General features: G+C 69.5%; 16 protein-coding genes and 1 other RNA gene. 15 read left to right on the plus strand and 2 right to left on the minus strand.

Translation table 11 applies throughout. The annotated features are described in order from the left end of the window. The first annotated feature begins 105 nt into the window (after positions 1-105). The 3 genes from G4Z16_RS21745 to G4Z16_RS21755 all read left to right on the plus strand — a co-directional run bounded on the left by G4Z16_RS21745 (position 106) and on the right by G4Z16_RS21755 (position 3,655). Positions 106-1,473: a serine/threonine-protein kinase gene (locus G4Z16_RS21745; RefSeq protein WP_197352376.1), complete on the plus strand. Its 1,368-nt coding sequence runs from the start codon at positions 106-108 to the stop codon at positions 1,471-1,473. Positions 1,474-1,595: 122 nt separating this feature from the next. Next, complete coding sequence (gene prfB / locus G4Z16_RS21750; protein WP_197352377.1) at positions 1,596-2,714, plus strand: peptide chain release factor 2; 1,119 nt, start codon at positions 1,596-1,598, stop codon at positions 2,712-2,714. Between the two features lie 254 nt (positions 2,715-2,968). Next, positions 2,969-3,655: an LPXTG cell wall anchor domain-containing protein gene (locus G4Z16_RS21755; RefSeq protein WP_343070880.1), complete on the plus strand. Its 687-nt coding sequence runs from the start codon at positions 2,969-2,971 to the stop codon at positions 3,653-3,655. Positions 3,656-3,804: 149 nt separating this feature from the next. Here the strand turns inward: G4Z16_RS21755 and G4Z16_RS21760 are convergent, their stop codons facing one another. Further along, positions 3,805-3,999 carry a hypothetical protein gene (locus G4Z16_RS21760; protein ID WP_197352378.1) on the minus strand — a complete coding sequence of 65 codons (195 nt, stop codon included), beginning with the start codon at positions 3,997-3,999 and terminating at the stop codon, positions 3,805-3,807. A 425-nt stretch (positions 4,000-4,424) separates the two neighbouring features. Between G4Z16_RS21760 and ftsE the strand changes: the two genes are divergently transcribed. The 12 genes from ftsE to G4Z16_RS21815 all read left to right on the plus strand — a co-directional run bounded on the left by ftsE (position 4,425) and on the right by G4Z16_RS21815 (position 15,487). After that, the gene (ftsE, locus tag G4Z16_RS21765) at positions 4,425-5,114 is read left to right on the plus strand and encodes a cell division ATP-binding protein FtsE (protein ID WP_028436129.1); all 690 of its coding nucleotides are present in this window, start codon (positions 4,425-4,427) and stop codon (positions 5,112-5,114) included. Between the two features lie 104 nt (positions 5,115-5,218). Continuing rightward, positions 5,219-6,130, plus strand: a complete 912-nt coding sequence (gene ftsX / locus G4Z16_RS21770; RefSeq protein ID WP_197352379.1) for a permease-like cell division protein FtsX — start codon at positions 5,219-5,221, stop codon at positions 6,128-6,130. Between the two features lie 68 nt (positions 6,131-6,198). Beyond that, on the plus strand, positions 6,199-7,500 hold the full coding sequence (locus tag G4Z16_RS21775) for a S41 family peptidase (protein ID WP_197352380.1): 1,302 nt from the start codon (positions 6,199-6,201) through the stop codon (positions 7,498-7,500). An 18-nt stretch (positions 7,501-7,518) separates the two neighbouring features. Next, positions 7,519-8,046, plus strand: coding sequence for an SsrA-binding protein SmpB (smpB, locus tag G4Z16_RS21780; protein ID WP_197352381.1), 528 nt, complete (start codon positions 7,519-7,521; stop codon positions 8,044-8,046). 315 nt (positions 8,047-8,361) lie between these two features. After that, positions 8,362-8,732, plus strand: a transfer-messenger RNA (tmRNA) gene (gene ssrA / locus G4Z16_RS21785). A gap of 582 nt (positions 8,733-9,314) precedes the next feature. Further along, positions 9,315-9,992 (plus strand): GOLPH3/VPS74 family protein, encoded by a 678-nt coding sequence (locus G4Z16_RS21790; RefSeq protein ID WP_197352382.1) that lies wholly within the window; start codon positions 9,315-9,317, stop codon positions 9,990-9,992. Positions 9,993-10,016: 24 nt separating this feature from the next. Beyond that, positions 10,017-10,982, plus strand: a complete 966-nt coding sequence (locus G4Z16_RS21795; protein WP_197352383.1) for an oxygenase MpaB family protein — start codon at positions 10,017-10,019, stop codon at positions 10,980-10,982. A gap of 112 nt (positions 10,983-11,094) precedes the next feature. Further along, a complete protein-coding gene (locus tag G4Z16_RS33325) occupies positions 11,095-11,169 on the plus strand; it encodes a putative leader peptide (RefSeq protein ID WP_425508175.1) in 75 nt (24 codons plus the stop codon). Between the two features lie 289 nt (positions 11,170-11,458). After that, entirely contained in the window at positions 11,459-12,481 is a 1,023-nt protein-coding gene (locus G4Z16_RS21800) for an ABC transporter substrate-binding protein (protein ID WP_246530984.1), read from the plus strand. 5 nt (positions 12,482-12,486) lie between these two features. Beyond that, positions 12,487-13,326, plus strand: a complete 840-nt coding sequence (locus G4Z16_RS21805; RefSeq protein ID WP_037976372.1) for an ABC transporter permease — start codon at positions 12,487-12,489, stop codon at positions 13,324-13,326. Then, a complete protein-coding gene (locus G4Z16_RS21810; RefSeq protein ID WP_197352385.1) occupies positions 13,302-14,111 on the plus strand; it encodes an ABC transporter ATP-binding protein in 810 nt (269 codons plus the stop codon). The genes G4Z16_RS21805 and G4Z16_RS21810 overlap by 25 nt, the downstream gene beginning before the upstream one ends. Then, on the plus strand, positions 14,108-15,487 hold the full coding sequence (locus G4Z16_RS21815; protein ID WP_197352386.1) for an LLM class flavin-dependent oxidoreductase: 1,380 nt from the start codon (positions 14,108-14,110) through the stop codon (positions 15,485-15,487). Before G4Z16_RS21810 ends, G4Z16_RS21815 begins: the two co-directional genes overlap by 4 nt. A gap of 149 nt (positions 15,488-15,636) precedes the next feature. On the opposite strand, the gene putP is transcribed toward G4Z16_RS21815, so the two are convergent. After that, positions 15,637-17,202 (minus strand): sodium/proline symporter PutP, encoded by a 1,566-nt coding sequence (gene putP, locus G4Z16_RS21820; protein ID WP_197352387.1) that lies wholly within the window; start codon positions 17,200-17,202, stop codon positions 15,637-15,639. Positions 17,203-17,415 lie beyond the last annotated feature (213 nt).

The raw sequence follows: 17,415 nt of genomic DNA on the forward strand, positions 1-17,415 counted from the left end.
GAGTTCGGAGATTTGTCGACTTCCTTGACGGGAATTCCCTCTCGAAAGTGACGGTTGGCGCGGTCCGGTGCCTCAACACCCCTTCCGCCGCGTAGTTTTGTCGCTATGGCACGGAAGATCGGCAGCCGGTACACCGCTCACCAGATCCTGGGCCGCGGCAGCGCCGGCACGGTGTGGCTCGGCGAAGGCCCCGACGGTCCCGTCGCGATCAAGCTCCTGCGCGAGGACCTCGCCTCGGACGGGGATCTGGTGGAGCGGTTCGTGCAGGAGCGCAGCGCCCTGCTCTGCCTGGACCACCCGAGCGTGGTCGGCGTCCGAGACCTCGTCGTCGACGGCAACGACCTCGCTCTCGTCATGCAGCTGGTCCGCGGCACGGATCTGCGTACGCGCCTCGAGCACGACCGCCGCATCGCGCCGCAGCCCGCGGTCGCGATCGCGGCTGACATCGCGGACGGCCTGGCGGCGGCGCACGCGGCCGGCATCGTCCACAGGGATGTCAAGCCGGAGAACGTGCTGCTGGACGCGCTGGCCCCGGCCGGTCCCGGCGGTGCGCCGCCCGCGTTGCTCACGGACTTCGGCGTGGCCAAGCTGATCGACTCGCCCCGCACGACGCGGGCCACGTCGATCATCGGCACCCCCGACTACCTGGCGCCGGAGATCGTGGAGGGCCTGCCGCCGCGCGCCTCCGTCGACATATACGCGCTGGCCACCGTCCTCTACGAGCTCCTCGCGGGCTTCACGCCGTTCGGCGGCGGACATCCCGGTGCGGTGCTGCGCCGCCACGTCACCGAGTCGGTGGCGCCGCTGCCCGGCATCCCGGACGAACTGTGGCTGCTGATCCACCAGTGCCTGGCCAAGGCCCCCGCTTCGCGGCTGCGCGCCGTCGAGGTGGCTTCGCGGCTGCGCGAGCTGCTGCCCGATCTGGAGGGGCTGCCGACGCTCGACATCGACGAACAGCCCGAGGAGGCCTACGAGTCCTACGAGTACGGGGACCAGGACGGCCCGTACGGAGGTGACGGCTCCGGCGAGACCCGCGGCGGCGGCGCATCGACCGGCAGGCACGGGCGTGCGTCCGCAGCGGGCGGGCACGGCGGCGGCCCGGGCGCCGCTCACGGCCACGACGGCGGTGCGCACTCGCGCTCCGGCCGCGCCGCGGTGCCGCTGGTGCACAGCGGCGCGGGCCCCGACTCCAACCGCGACACCCACACGAGCATGCGGGTGCCCGGCGCCGACGAGCTGGCGGGAGGCGCCCACGGCACGGCCCGCACCCCCCGCCCGGCGGGCGAGCCGCGTGCGGGCTCGGCGCGTAACCGTCTCTCCGCGGCAGCGATGCGGCGGCGGCGCATCAAGCTGAGCGCCGGGGCCGCGGTGATCGCGGCGGTGGCGGGTGTGGGCGGCTGGCTCGCGGCCTCCGGCGACGACGGCGAGACCACGCAGCCGGCGCCCGCGGTCGAACATCCCGAGGAGCCCTGACCCGGCGACCGACGGCCGGGCGGGGCCCAGCGCGGAGCGGCCCGGTGCCGGGCGCGCGGACCGGCCGGTTCCCGCGCCCCCGGCGAGGAACGGCCTCATCGCGCAGCCGTTAGGGTGGAGGTGTGGCGATCCCCGATTTTCCCGAAGAGCTCAAGTCCCTCCGCTCCACCATGGAGTCGATCGAGGTCGTGATGGACCTCGACAAGATGAGGGCCGACATCGCCTCCCTCGAGGAGCAGGCGGCGGCCCCCGACCTGTGGGACGACGTGGAGAACGCGCAGAAGATCACCAGCAAGCTGTCCTTTCTCCAGGGCCAGCTGCGGAAGGTCGAGGAACTGCGCTCGCGGATCGACGACGTCGAGGTGCTCTTCGAGCTCGCCGGCGACGAGAACGACGACGATGCCCGCAGTGAGGCGGAGGGCGAACTGAGTTCGCTGCGCAAGTCCGTCGACGAGCTGGAGGTCCGCACGCTGCTCTCCGGCGAGTACGACCCGCGCGAGGCGGTCGTCAGCGTGCGCGCGGAGGCCGGCGGCGTCGACGCCGCGGACTTCGCCGAGCAGCTGATGCGCATGTATCTGCGCTGGAGCGAGCGCCGGGGCTACCCGACGGAGGTCTACGACACCAGCTACGCGGAGGAGGCCGGCATCAAGTCCGCGACCTTCGCGGTCAAGGCGCCGTACGCGTACGGCACGCTCTCCGTCGAGCAGGGCACGCACCGCATGGTGCGCATCTCGCCGTTCGACAATCAGGGCCGCCGTCAGACGTCCTTCGCGGGTGTCGAGGTCCTGCCCGTCGTCGAACAGGTCGACCACATCGACATCCCCGAGAACGAATTGCGGATCGACGTATTCCGTTCCTCCGGTCCGGGCGGCCAGTCGGTCAACACCACCGACTCCGCGGTCCGTATGACCCACATCCCCACGGGCATCGTCGTCTCCTGTCAGAACGAGAAGTCCCAGATCCAGAACCGCGCCGCAGCCATGCGCGTGATGCAGTCACGTCTGCTCGCCCACCGCCGTCAGGAGGAGCAGGCGAAGATGGATGCGCTCAAGGGGGACGGAGGCAACTCCTGGGGCAGCCAGATGCGTTCGTACGTCCTGCACCCGTATCAAATGGTGAAGGACTTGCGGACAGAACATGAAGTCGGCAATCCCCAAGGCGTTCTCGACGGCGATATCGACGGCTTTCTTGAAGCGGGCATCCGCTGGCGCAAGCAGCAGGAGCAGCAGGACGAAGGCTGAAGAAGTCGCCGAACGAGCCACGGCCGCATAACGATTCGGACTGTCGCCCCGAACTCTCAGTCCTGCACGGCCAATTCACACCATCCTCGCTTGACTGAGGTGTGAAAACTGGGAAAGCTGTTCGCTCGCATGCCTGTGTCAGGGGCGCGTGCGGGGGTGAGTGATCGGACAGGTTCCGTGTCCCGGCAAGAGGCTCCGCAGCCCGTCACACAGCTGCTCCATTGAAAATTGAAACTACTGGGGGTAGTTGGCCAATGATCAAATCAAAGACGCGGCTGCGTGTGGCGCGCGTTGCTGCCGGCACGGTGTTCGCCGTCGGCGCCTCGCTCACCGCTGCGGGCGCCGCGCAGGCCGCCGACACCGATACTGCCTCTGCTGCGCAGGAGGACGGCCTCGTCGGCGGCCTCCTCGGCGGCGTGATCGGTGGCGGCGACAGCGGTGGTGACACCGGTGGCGACACCGAGGGCACCACTGGCGGCGACACCGGCGGCGACACCGAGGGCACCGTGAGCGGTGGCGTGACGGGTGGCGACACCGAGGGCACCACCGGCGGCGAGACCGACGGCGGCAGCACCACCACGACGGGTGGCGAGACGACCGGCGGTGACACCGGCGGTGACACCGGTGGTGACAACGGCGGCGGCGACACCGGTGGCGACACCGGTGGCGGCGAGGAGCCCGCGACCATCGGCGGCTCCGGCGGCGGTGACGACACCTGCGACCTGAACGACGACAGCGTCGACTGCGAGGGCGGCAACACCCAGCCCGACAGCACCGGCAGCCAGCCCGTCGAGCAGAAGCCGCAGGCGCCGAAGGAGGAGCTGGCCGACACCGGTTCCGCCGAGACGACCTTCCTGCTGGTCGGTGCCGCGACGATGATCGCCGGCGGTGTGGCCTTCCGCATGATGCCGCGCATGATCAACCGCCGTACGGCCGCCTGAAGCACATAGGGCGTACTTAGGCAGGCGAGGGGCCCGGGACGCAGCGCACAGCTCGTCCCGGGCCCCTCGTATGTCCGAAAGCTGTCAGCCGTCAGCGGGTGGCAGGCACCCGGACGTGCGGGCGGTGTGCACCCCGCGTGGCCGGACGGTTACGCGGTCGCCATCCGCTGGGCCACGAGCGCGACCGTGAGCAGCGCCACCAGCAGGGCGAGGACGGCGGCGGGGGAGAGGCTCGCAAGGGGCGACTCCCGGTGGAGACGCTCACGCTGTGCACGGCAGACGGCGCAGCGGCCCTCACTGACGGGGCCGGCGCAGTTGGCACACACCAGTCGGTCGCATGTCATGCGAACTCCTCCTCAGTCTGCCAACGACGCCGGGGAGTGATCGGTTCCCCAAAGGATGCGGTCCTCCCCTCCACTGTGCCAGTATCCGCGCGCGTGCGCAGAGGCTCGGCCCCGTCCGCCGCTCGGCCGGACCCTCCGGTCCCAAGCTGTGGATGAAAGCACCGCAGATGTCCGTCATGTCCGAAAGGTTGCGTGACCAAGGCCACCAACAACGGACGCCGACTGCGCGCCCTGCGCAGGTTCGCGTAGGGTCACCACACCTCCCCAGCCAACGCGGGGGAGGCGACCCGACCCAGCTGAACCGCTGGGTGGGGGTCCCCTTGGGGCACCTCCCGGCGAAGCCAGGGGGAGCAGCCAGGGGGAGTGCTCCAGGGAGCCGCACCGCGGCTTCCGCTGCCCCTACCCCAGGCCGACGTGGTGTATCCGTGATCCGATTCGACAGCGTCTCCAAGTCCTACCCCAAGCAGAACCGCCCGGCGCTGCACGATGTCTCGCTGGACATCGAGCGCGGTGAGTTCGTCTTCCTGGTGGGATCGTCCGGCTCCGGCAAGTCGACCTTCCTGCGGCTGATCCTCCGCGAGGAGCGGGCCAGCCAGGGTCAGGTGCACGTACTGGGCAAGGACCTCGCGCGGCTGTCCAACTGGAAGGTGCCGCAGATGCGCCGGCAGTTGGGCACCGTCTTCCAGGACTTCCGGCTGCTGGCCAACAAGACGGTCGGCGAGAACGTCGCGTTCGCGCTCGAAGTCATCGGCAAGTCCCGGGTGCAGATCCGCAAGACGGTCCCGGAGGTGCTCGACCTCGTGGGCCTGGGCGGCAAGGACGACCGGATGCCGGGAGAGCTCTCCGGCGGTGAGCAGCAGCGCGTGGCCATCGCCCGGGCGTTCGCCAACCGCCCGATGCTGCTGATCGCGGACGAGCCGACCGGCAACCTGGACCCGCAGACCTCCGTCGGAATCATGAAGCTGCTGGACCGGATCAACCGGACCGGCACGACAGTGGTGATGGCGACGCACGACCAGCAGATCGTCGACCAGATGCGCAAGCGGGTCGTCGAGCTGGAGCGTGGCCGGCTCGTGCGTGACCAGACGCGCGGTGTCTACGGCTACCAGCACTGAACCGCCCGGCGGGCGGAGGCCGGCGCTGCGGCAGCCGGCGCGCCCGCGGGCGAACAGTCTGAGCAGTCTGAGCAGTTGAGACGGCAACACACTGAAAGGACGCCATGCGCGCCCAGTTCGTAATGTCGGAGATCAGCGTCGGTCTCCGCCGCAATCTCACGATGACCTTCGCGGTGATCGTGTCGGTAGCCCTGTCTCTGGCTCTCGCGGGCGGCTCGCTGCTCGCGCGCGAACAGGTCAGCACCATGAAGGGCTACTGGTACGACAAGGTTCAGGTGTCGGTCTACCTGTGCAACGAGAACGACGCGGACTCCGACCCGAACTGCGCCAAGGGTGCCGTGACGTCGCAGCAGAAGACGCAGATCCGGACCGAGCTGCAGAAGCTGCGCGTCGTCGACAAGGTCTACCACGAGTCCGCCGACGAGGCGTTCAAGCACTACCAGGAGCAGTTCAAGGACTCTCCGCTCGCGGACAGCCTCACGCCCGACCAGATGCAGGAGTCCTACCGGGTCAAGCTCAAGGACCCGACCAAGTACCGGGTCCTGCAGACGGCGTTCTCCGGCAGACCAGGGGTGCAGGAGGTCCAGGACCAGCGGAACCTGCTGGAGAACCTCTTCAACCTGCTCAACGGCATGAACATCGCTGCCCTGTTCGTGATGGGACTGATGCTGGTCGTTGCGCTGCTCCTGATCGTCAACACGGTCAGGGTCTCCGCGTTCAGCCGCCGGCGTGAGACGGGCATCATGCGGCTCGTCGGCGCCTCCAGTTTCTACATCCAGATGCCGTTCATCCTGGAGGCGGCGATCGCCGGCCTGATCGGCGCGGGCTTCGCATGCGTACTCCTCGTGGGCGGCAAGTTCTTCCTCATCGACAGCTGGCTCGCGCAGAAGATCGCTCTCATCAACTTCATCGGCTGGGACGCGGTGTTGAAGGTTCTGCCACTGCTCATCGCCGTGGGAGTCCTGATGCCCGCGGTGGCAGCGTTCTTCACGCTTCGCAAGTACTTGAAGGTGTGACGCACGACGCGGACGCCGTACGGTCAACGGGCCGTGCGGCGGCCCTCGTCTGGCTTAGACTCCGAATCATGTCGGACTCGTGGTATTCCGCCCCATCCCCCGACAAACACAGGGGAAGCTCCCGGCAACTGCGCCGCGGAGCGGGTCTGGCACTGGTTTTCGCGAGCGTGCTCGCGACGGGAGCGGCAACCGGTGCCTGGGGCGACGGCGTTCGGGCCTTCGCGGGCTCACGTGACCTGGCGGCGGGGGAGTCTCCCGCGGAAGCGAACTTCGGTGGTGGCGCCTACGGCGACGCCGCCGGCAGAGCAGCCGGTCTGCACGAGGACACGGAGCGCGGTCGCGAGGACGGCGCCCCGTCCGACGGTGAAGAGGCCGAGGAACTGGTGAGCCGCAGCGGCGACCGGTGGTCCTCCGCGTACACGGCACGCGAGTACGAGGGTCTGCGGCAGACCTTGGACGGCGAATACGTCGGCGTCGGGATATCCGTGCGCCGCGAACGGGACGCGCAGGGCCTCCCGTCCGTCGCTGTGGCTCGCGTCGCGCGCGGAAGTCCCGCTGCCCGTGCGGGTGTTCAGCGTGGCGACCGGCTGCGCGCCGTCGACGGCGAGGACGTCTCCGACCATCCCGTCACCGACGTGGTCGCCCGGCTGCGCGGCTCCGAGACCGGCGGCCGTTCCGCGGCCCCGTCCCCGCTCGGCAGCAGTGTCGACGTGGAACTCGACCGCGACGGGCAGCAGTGGAAGGAGACCCTGCAGAGGGTGCGGCTCAACACGGACGCCGTGACCGTGAAGCGCATGGGGCCCACCGTCACCCGCATCAAGGTCTCCTCCTTCACCAAGGGCACCGCGGAGCAGGTCCGTGACGCGGTCACCCGGCAGGTCCCGGCCGGCTCCGGCATCCTGCTCGACCTGCGCGGCAACTCCGGCGGGCTGATCAAGGAGGCGGTCACCGCGGCATCCGTCTTCCTCAAGGGCGGCCTCGTCGCCACGTACGAGCAGCACGGCAGCCAGCGCGCCCTCTACGCCGACGCCCGTCCCGGTGCTGCGGCGGCGGTGGGCAGGGCGGCGCCGCCGCTGGTCGTGCTCGTGGACGGCGGCACGATGAGCGCCGCGGAGCTGCTGACCGGAGCGCTGCAGGACCGCGGACGGGCCGTCGTCGTCGGCTCCCGCACCTTCGGCAAGGGATCCGTGCAGATGCCGCGGAAGCTGCCGGACGGTTCGGTCGCGGAGCTGACCGTCGGGCACTACGCCACCCCCTCGGGCCGCTCCCTCGACGGCGAGGGCATCACGCCGGACCTGCCGATAGACGGCTCCGGGGACGCCGCCGAGCGGGCCCGCACAGTATTGAGTGGCCTGGAGGCCCGGTCGTAGTGGGAGAATGGCCGGGCTATGGCGAAGAAGGACGACAAGAACAAGGGCAAGGCCAAGAAGGCCAAGGACGCGAGCGGCCGTAAGCTCGTCGCGCAGAACAAGAAGGCGCGGCACGACTACCTCATCCTCGACACCTACGAGTGCGGCATCGCGCTCACCGGCACCGAGGTCAAGTCGCTGCGGGCGGGCCGCGCTTCGCTGGTCGACGGCTTCGCCCAGCTGGACGACGGCGAGGTCTGGCTGCACAACGTGCACATCCCCGAATACGCACAGGGCACGTGGACGAACCACTCGGCCCGGCGTAAGCGGAAGCTGCTGCTGCACCGCTGGGAGATCGACAAGCTGATCGGCAAGACCCAGGAGACGGGTCACACGCTGGTGCCCCTCCAGCTGTACTTCCTGAACGGGCGGGCGAAGGTCGAGATCGCGCTGGCCAAGGGCAAGAAGGAGTACGACAAGCGGCATGCCCTGCGCGAGAAGCAGGACCGGCGCGAGTCGGACCGGGCGATCGCCGCTGCGCGGCGGCGGCAGCGGGTGAAGGCCTGAGCGCGGCCCGGTCAGGGTTGCGGGCGGAAGGGGCCCGATACGGGCCTGTCGGTACGGCTGTGCTGAGGCGGGCACTGGTCCGGGTCTGACGGCGGTGGCGAGTTCCGCTCGGTGCGGCCACGGACTGTAAGGAAACCCAACAGTTTGTGGCGGCGGACGCTGCCGGGGTCAAGTCCGCGGTACCGTCGGGCCCGTGCCTGGGCAGTCCGGCGCCGGGAATACGCGGCGGCGCAAAAGAGTTGGCCCTCGTGTGACTAGGTCACGTACCATGGTCACAGCGCCGCCCGTGAGGGTGGTGGGTTGTCAACTCAACATGGGGATGATCGGTTTCGACAGCGGATGTCGAAGCAGGTGAAGCGAGCCGAGGAACGCGGCAATGATCTCGTTAACCATGTGCCGCAAAAAAATAATCGCCAACACTAAGCGCGATTCCTTCGCCCTCGCTGCCTGAGCAGCGAGCGTGAAGTGTCAGCCCGGGTAAGTTCCCGCCCCGGATCCTGGCATCAGCTAGGGAACTCACCGCGTAGGCCCGGTCACGGGGCCTGCCGGGACATCAAACAGTGACTGAGCCCGTCGGAGACTTGTCCACGTGATCTCCGGGGCTGAGAAAATCGAAGTGGACTGCGCTCGGAGAAGCCCTTCTTCTGCTCCGTTGGACGCGGGTTCGATTCCCGCCATCTCCACGAGTGCGAGGGTGATCTGTGTCCGCGGGAAGCGCGGACCGGGTCGCCCTCGTTGTTTTTGCGAGGCTTCGCCTCGCGGGGCGGGGCCCGTGTGGTTGGGGTGGGTCGTCGGCTCTCCCTTTTGCGGGGGCTTCGCCCCCGGGGGCCTCGTGTGGTTGGGGTGCGTGGTCGGCTCTCCGTTGTGCGGGGGCTGCGCCCCCTGCGCCCCCTGCGGCCCCTGTGTGGTTGGGGTGGGTCGTCGGCTCTCCCTTGTGCGGGGGCTGCGGCCCCTGTGTGGTTGGTTCCTGCCCGCTCCCCTTCGAGGGGTCATTCCCCGCCTCCGTCCGTTGCGGGGGCTTTCGCCCGCAGCGTCCGCTCGCGGAGGCTTGCGCCTCCGGCACCGCACTTCCCATTGGGCTGGGCCCGCCGCCACCGCGCACCCACTTGCGCGCCTTGCCAGGGGAGACGTATGCCGCGAGGGGTCCGTACGTACCGATGCGGCGCAGCGCGGCCCGGCGGGGCGCCCCCGCCCAAGCCCGCGGAGGCTCGACAAAGGCGGTGACTGGGGCTTCGGTCGGGCCTGGCTTCCATGCTGTGATGGTGGGCATGGACCGTAAGGAAAAGAATCCGGGGGACGGGCGCAGCCTCCCCGCCGAGTTGTACCTGCTGGCGTGCGACACGGAGAAGGAGAGGCTCACGAAGCGGGACGTGCTCGGCAGTGTGCTGCGTGCGGCCGTACTCATCGAGCTGACCGACCGTGGCTGTCTCACCGACGAGGACGGCAGGGCACGCACCGTCGGCGACAGGCGCACCGGCGATCCACTGCTCGACGACGCGTTGCGCGGCATAGCCGCCGAGAAGCGTCCGCGCAAGTGGAAGACGCTGGTGCAGCGGAACCGCAAGCAGACCTTCGAGGCCGTGGAGCGGCAGCTCGAGAAGGACCGGCTGATCAGGATCGAGCGTCGTACGTGGTTCCCCCACATCGTCGTGGTGAAGGACGCCGCTCTGGCGAAGCGTCTCCATGGGGAGGCCGTCGAGACGCTGACCGGGGGCCGTCCCGTCGAGCAGTTCACGACCCGCCAGGCCGCGCTGACCGCGCTCGCCGCGGTGGGCGGGCTGCCCACCGTCACCTCCGGCAAGGACAGGCGCGAGCACAAGGAGCGCATCAAGGCGCTTACCGAGCGCGCCGGCGAGGCGGGTCCCGCGCTGAAGAAGGCGCTCCAGGAGATGCAGATCGCCACCGCGACGGCCATCGGGGCGGCGGCAAGCGCCGGCACCCAGTGAATGAGGCGGGGAGGCGGTCGGCGGATGGAGCATGAGCCTCACGCGCGACCCGGCCCCGCCGACCAGGAGCCGTTGGGCCCTGACTCGCTCACGTGGAAGTACTTCGGCGACTGGCGCGGGGTGCTGCTCGCCCCCTGGGCGGGCGTGATGCAGAACATGCACCCCGGGCTGGGTGCCGGAGTCGCCGAGCACTCCCGCTTCTTCGAGGAGCGGTGGCAGCGGCTCTTCCGGTCGCTGTATCCGATCGGCGGCGTCGTGTACGACGGTCCGCGAGCAGCCGAGACCGCACGTCAGGTCCGCGGATACCACAACACGATCAAGGGAGTGGACGAGCAGGGCCGCCCGTACCACGCCCTCGATCCGGACACCTTCTACTGGGCGCACTCCACCTTCTTCATGCTCACGATGCTCGTGGCGGACCGGTTCGGACCGGGCCTGAGTGAGGACGAGAAGCGGCAGCTCTTCGACGAACACGTGCGCTGGTGGCGGCTGTACGGGATGAGCATGCGGCCCGTACCGGAGAGCTGGCCCGACTTCGAGGCGTACTGGGACCGGATGGCCCGCGAGGTGCTGGAGGATAACCAGCCGGCCCGCGACGTGCTGGACATCCGCCTCATCGCCAGGCCGCCGGCCTTCTCGTGGATGCCGCACTTCGTGTGGCGTGCGCTGCGCGGTCCGCAGGCCCGGTTCACGGTGTGGTTCACCGTCGGGCTGTTTCCCGCCCCGGTGCGCGAGCGGCTCGGCCACCGGTGGACCGTGCGGGACGAGCGGAGGCTGCGGCGCATCGGGCGGCTCGTCCATCACGCGTGGCGGTTCGTGCCGTTCAGGTACCGCTACCATCCGCGGGCCCGCGCGGGCTGGGCGCGCGAGGCGGGGCTGCGGGCCGCGGACGCTCCCCATGTGGAGTCGCCCGTACGGAACTCGCCGCTGCCGGAGGAGCGCGACTCGCCCAAGCACTATGTGCCGCCGGCCGCGCACGACGCCCGTTGATTGTTTCCCCGTGTGACACGGGTATGGCCGCTCCGACAATGCCGTATTGCGCTTTCTCTCCTGCGCCTCAGGGCTGTTGACCCCCTTACGGGGCGTCGCTAGCTTCGACGGCATGCTCAACTCGCCCGGATTCACCCAGCGCCGTGCCGTGGACTTCCGGCGCGTCGCCTCCGCGCTCTGTAGCTGAGCCCGTCCCCGCGCGGCGGCACGACGCCCCGCGTCCTCTTCCCCAATTCACCGTTTGCGCCTGCCGCATTCGGCACTGAATTCCGCGCTCTTCGGCCGCCCGCGCGCACCTTTTGCCGGCGGCCCGGCGGCGTATGCCCGAACAGCCCAGCACCTGAACGAACCGGGACACGAACATGCCCAGGCCCGCTCCTGACCACCATCGATCCCCGACCCGACCACACGGCCGGCTGCCGCGAGGACCCCGGAGTCTCGCGCTCCTTCTCGCCCTCACCGCCCCCGCGCTGCTTGTGAGTTGCGCACAGCAGGACAGCGCCGGCGGCACGAGCGACGCGAAGCTCGCCAGGACGGAAATCCCCGAGAAGGCATCCCCGAAGACGACGATCACCATCGGTGCGCCCGAGGACCGCGTGCTGCTCAAACTCTCCGGCGCGGCGAAGAAGCTGCCGTTCAAGGTGAAGTGGGCGAACATCAGCGGCGGTCCGCAGTGCTCCGAGGCATTCCGCGCCCATTCGCTGGATCTGTGCGCTTCGGCGGAGGTGCCGTCCATACACGCTCACTGGACGGGCCTGGACACGAAACTCGTCGCGGCGGAATTCCGCAAGGATCCGAAGAAGAATCCCATCTACCGGCTGGGAATCGCCCCGGGTGCACACATCGACTCCCTGAAGGATCTGCGCGGCAAGAAGATCGCGTACAGCCCCGGACAGGCCCAGGGCGCCCTCGTGCTGCGCATCCTCCGCAAGGCCGGTCTGAAGAAGGACGACGTGAAGCTCGTCGAGATGCCGAGCACCGGGGACGTCTACCCGACGGCGCTGGGCGAGCGTCAGGTCGACGCCGCACCGCTCGGCGCGGTCAACCTCAAGCGCTACCCGGAGAAATACGGCAAGGACGGCGGCAAGCTCATCCCGCACGGACTCCGTGACGACGCGTCCCATCTCTGGGCGCCGACCGAGACCGTGGCGGACCCGAAGAAGGCCGCCGCCATCAGGGAGTTCGTCAAGTTCTGGGCGCGCGCCCAGGTTTGGGCCTACGAACACCCGAAGGAATGGGTCGACGGCTACGCCGTCAAGGACCAGGGCCTCAGCCCCAAGGACGGCGAGTACCTCCACAAGCACAACGGTGAGCCGGAGATCCCGGCCGACTGGGACGCGGCCATCCGGCGGCAGCAGAAGACGGTCGACCTGCTCGCCAAGGAGACGGGCAAGAAGAAGTTCGACGCGGAGACGCTCTTCGACCGGCGCTTCGAGCACGTTGCCGCCGCCGCCCTCGAAGCGGGCGGCGGCAAGGCGCATGGGAAGGAGAAGCCGTGAGCGCCGTGACCACGCAGACCCTGGGGCGCCTGACGGGCGCCGTACGCCGGGGGCCGCGCACGAGGACGGGCCCGCGCCTCGCGCCTGGTCGCCCGATCCGGTTCGGCAAGGCACTCGGACCGGTGCTGCTGCTCGCGGTGTGGTCCGCCGGGTCCGCGGCGGGGCTGATCGAGCCCCGTCTGCTGTCGGCTCCGTGGACGGTCGTGAACACCGCCGGCGACCTCATCGCCGACGGCCGGCTCCAGGGCCATCTGGCAAGTTCGGCCCAACGCGTGGCGCTGGGCCTGGTGTTCGGGACCCTGAGCGGGGTGCTCCTCGCCGTCGCCGCAGGACTGAGCCGCATCGGCGAGGGCCTCATCGACGGGCCGGTCCAGGTGAAGCGGGCGCTGCCGTCCCTGGCGCTGGTGCCGCTGCTGGTGCTGTGGTTCGGGATCGGCGAGTCGATGAAGGTCATCACCGTCGCTCTCGCCGTCTTCGTACCCGTCTACATCCACACCCACAACGGGTTGCGCACCATCGACAGCCGCTACGTGGAACTGTCGGAGACGGTGCGGCTGAACCGGCGTCAGTTCATCCGCCATGTCGTGCTGCCCGGAGCGCTTCCAGGCTTCCTGCTCGGCATGCGCTTCGCCGTGACGGCGGCCTGGCTGACCCTCGTCGTCGTCGAACAGGTCAACGCCACCAGCGGACTCGGCTACATGATGGAGCTGGCACGCACGTACGGACAGACCGAGATCATCATCGTCGGACTGGTGGTGTACGGGCTGCTGGGCCTCTTCTCCGACGGGCTGGTGCGATACGCGGAGAGGAAGGTTCTGTCATGGCGACGGACACTCGCGAGCTGAGCGCGGCGGCACGTGCACGTACGGCCGTCCGCATCCACGGACTGGAGCGCTCCTTCGGGGAACGGAAGGTGCTCCAAGGGCTCGAACTCGACATCCGGGCGGGCGAGTTCGTGGCGCTGCTGGGCCGCAGCGGATCCGGCAAGTCGACGCTGCTGCGTGCTCTCGCGGGCCTGGATCACAACGTGTACGGGAAGGGCCTGCTGAGCGCGCCGGCGAACGTCTCCGTCGTCTTCCAGGACGCGCGGCTGCTGCCGTGGAAACGGGTTCTGGACAACGTGTTGCTCGGGCTCACCGGTTCGGACGGGCGCGAGCGCGGACGCGCCGCGCTCGACGAAGTGGGCCTGGCCGACAGGGAGTCGGCGTGGCCCGTCGAGCTGTCCGGCGGGGAGCAGCAGCGTGTCTCGCTGGCCCGCTCCCTCGTACGTGAGCCCGAACTGCTCCTCGCCGACGAGCCGTTCGGGGCACTGGACGCCCTCACCCGCATCCGCATGCACAAGCTGCTGAGGAAGCTGTGCGCGGCGCACCGTCCAGCGGTGCTGCTGGTCACGCACGACGTGGACGAGGCGATCGAACTCGCCGACCGCGTCGCCGTGTTGGAGGAGGGCCGCATCACGGCGGACGTCCCCGTCGAGCTGGACGGTCCGCGTACGCACGGCTCGAAGGAGTACGCGGAGCTGCGCGAGTCACTGCTGGCACGGCTGGGCGTCGACGAGGCGGAACGCGGCGGCCACGGGGCCTCGCAGGAGCTCGCCCAGGAACGCGAGAAGGAAGAGGTGTCCGCGTGACCACGAATGCGGCCGGGCCCGGCCGGGAGTTCCGGGAGAGAGAGCTCCACCTCAATCTGTTCATCTATCCGGGCGGCCACCACGAGGCCGCCTGGCGGCACAGCTCGTCCGACCCGGACCGGCTGCTGGACATCCGCTTCTACCAGGACCTGGCGCGCAGCGCGGAGGCGGTCACCTTCGACGGCGTCTTCTTCGCCGACGGGCCGGCCCTGGCCGACAACGTCCGCTACGCGAGCCGCTTCCGCCTCGAACCGTTCACGTGGCTGTCGGCCATCGCGGCCGCCACCGAACGCACCGGCCTCATCGGGACCGCGTCCACGACGTACTCGGAGCCGTACAACCTGGCACGGCTCTTCGCCTCCCTCGACCACCTCAGCGGGGGCAGGGCCGGCTGGAACATCGTCACCACCGGGGCGCCGCAGGCCGCTCAGAACTTCGGACTCGACGCACACCCCGTGCACGCCGAACGGTACGAGCGCGCCCGTGACTTCCTCGAAGCCGTCACCAAACTCTGGGACAGCTGGGAGGACGAAGCGCTCGTCGCCGACCAGCGCAGCGGGCTCTTCGCCGACACCGACCGCATCCACACCGTCGACCACGAGGGCCCGCTGCTGAAGGTGCGCGGCCCGCTGAACATCCCCCGCTCGCCCCAGGGCAGGCCCGTCTACGTACAGGCGGGCTCGTCGGAGGACGGAAGGGCGTTCGCGGCGCGGTACGCGGAGGCGATCTTCACCGCGCACCAGACGCTGCGCAGCGGCCAGGACTTCTACGCAGACATCAAGAAGCGTGCCGCCCGACTCGGCCGCGATCCGGGGCAATTGCTGGTGCTGCCCGGCATCAGCCCGTTCATCGCGTCCACGGAGGCGGAGGCTCGGCGGCTGCACGAGGACTTCAACGAGCTGACGCAGCCCGAGTATTCGCTCGAACTGCTCCACCGGCTCCTCGGGATCCGCCTGACGCCACAGCAGCTGGACGGGCCCGTGCCGCGCGAGCTGATCGAGACCCAGGGCGAGCGCGGAAACGGCAGCCGCTTCCAGCTCGTCCTCGACATCGTCGAACGCGAACAGCCCACCGTGCGGCAGCTGTTGCACCGGCTTGCGGGCGCGCGGGGCCACCGCGTCTTCGCGGGCACTCCCGAGCAGGTCGCCGACCAGATCCAGCAGTGGTACGAGCAGGGCGCGGCCGACGGCTTCAACGTCATGCCGCCGTGGCTGCCCGGCGGCTTCGACCTCTTCGCGGATCACGTGGTGCCGATCCTGCGCGAACGCGGTCTCTTCCGCAGCGCGTACACCGGCCGCACGCTGCGCGAACACTACGGACTGGCGCGCCCGGCGAGCCGGTACGCACCGCAGGGCGCCGCCGTCTCCGTGGCCTGAGCGGCCCGGGGCGCACGAGCGCGGGAGCAGACATGAGCGCCACCGGGTAACTCCTCACGAACCGGGAGCCGTTCGGAGCAACTCGCCGCGACACCGGTCAGTTCTCCCGAGCCTCCGGCGGGACCGGCGCGATCGCCGAGTCATCTGCCTCAGCGGTTCATGGGCGACGTGGCGTGCGAGGACGAACGGTCCCCGCTTTCCGGTGCGGCGTGGGGAGTGCCGTCCTCCGCCGTGCCGGCCCAGTCCCGCGTGGGGCGGCGTCCGGCGAACTTGCCGAAGACCAGTGCCGCCGCGGTGGCGGTGAGCACGCCGGGCACCATCGAGTAGACGCCCGTCTCCAGCGGCCCGAGGAGGGGGTCGATCTGCTTCCACAGGAGGACCGTGAGGGCACCGGTGAGCATCCCGGCCTTGGCGCCGGCCGCCGTCATCCGCGGCCAGAACAGCGACAGGAGGATCACCGGACCGAAGGCCGCGCCGAATCCCGCCCAGGCGTACGCGACGATGTCGAGTACCGCGCCGCCGCTCAGGGCTATCACGTAGGCGGCCAGCGCCACGGCCAGCACGCTCAGCCGCCCGATCAGCAGCAGCAACCCGTCGGAGGGCTGCCGCTTGAGGAACGCCCGGTAGAGGTCCTCGGTGAGGGACGTGGCCGAGACCAGCAGCTGGCTGTCCGCTGTGGACTTGATCGCGGCAAGCACGGCTACGAGCAGGATTGCCGCGATCCAGGGTGAGGTCAGATCTGCGGACAGTTTGATGAAGACCGTCTCCGGGTTCTTCAGCGGCTTGTCGAGCGCGGCGATCCCGGCAAGCCCGATGAGGGACGCGCCCGCCAAGGCGACGGTCACCCAGCCCACGCCCAGTCGGCGGGCCAGCGGTATCTCCCGTGTGCTGCGGATACTCATGAAGCGGGTCAAGATGTGGGGCTGGCCGAAGTAGCCGAGTCCCCAGGCGAGCAGTGAGATCATTCCGATGGCGCCGAGCGGCTCGCCCGCCGACCACGTCTTGCCGGCGAAGGATGCCTTGGCTCCCGGGTCGAGCAGTGCGGGGGCCGCGGCGGTGAGTTGACCGTGCAGAGCGTCGAAACCGCCGAGCTTCCAGATGGCGATCGCGGGGAGGGCGACGGCCGCGAGGAACATCAGCGTGCCCTGTATGGAGTGGCTGACACTCAGGGCCCGGAAGCCGCCAAGGATCGTGTAGATGACGATCACGACGGCGAAGACCGTGAGTCCCAGCTCGAAGCCGGCGCCGAAGACATTGTCGGCCAGGAGCCCGCAGGCGACCAGCCCGCTGGCGACGTAGACGGTGAAGAACACGATGGTGACGACGGCCGAGAGGAGCCGAATCACCCTGCTCCGGTCTTCGAAACGTTTCTCCAGGTACGACGGCAGGGTCACGGCACCGACCCGCTCGGTGTAGACGCGCAAGCGGGGTGCGACGAGACGCCAGTTGAGATAAGTGCCGATGATCAAGCCGACGGCGATCCACGTGGCACCGATCCCGGCCGCGTACACGGCGCCAGGCAGGCCCAGGAAGAGCCAGCCGGACATGTCGGCGGCTCCGGCGGACAGGGCGGCTGCCGGGGCGGAGAGTTGACGGCTGGCGACGGTGAAGTCGTCGAACGTAGCCGTTTCTCCGTGCGTCATGACGCCGACCATGACCATCGCGATCAGAAAGATCCCGAAGGTGAGCATGGCCGGGACGGTCAGGGCGAACATCTCTTACTCCCTGTGCTGGGAAGCGACCTCGAGCGGCGTCGGTACATGCCGCCCACGTGGCCACACGTTCGGGTTTGCAGGGAGGGAGCCTAGGAAAGTGCAGCGCGTACGGGCGAGGGCATCCGGGGCCGGACGTCCTGATCGGTTCCGGATTGTGATGCCTGACCAGTGCATCTTCGTCGGTCCGTCCGCCGAGGGCCCCGGCCCCTGGCG

Origin of the sequence: Streptomyces bathyalis (assembly GCF_015910445.1) — a bacterium.
Classification (GTDB): domain Bacteria; phylum Actinomycetota; class Actinomycetes; order Streptomycetales; family Streptomycetaceae; genus Streptomyces; species Streptomyces bathyalis.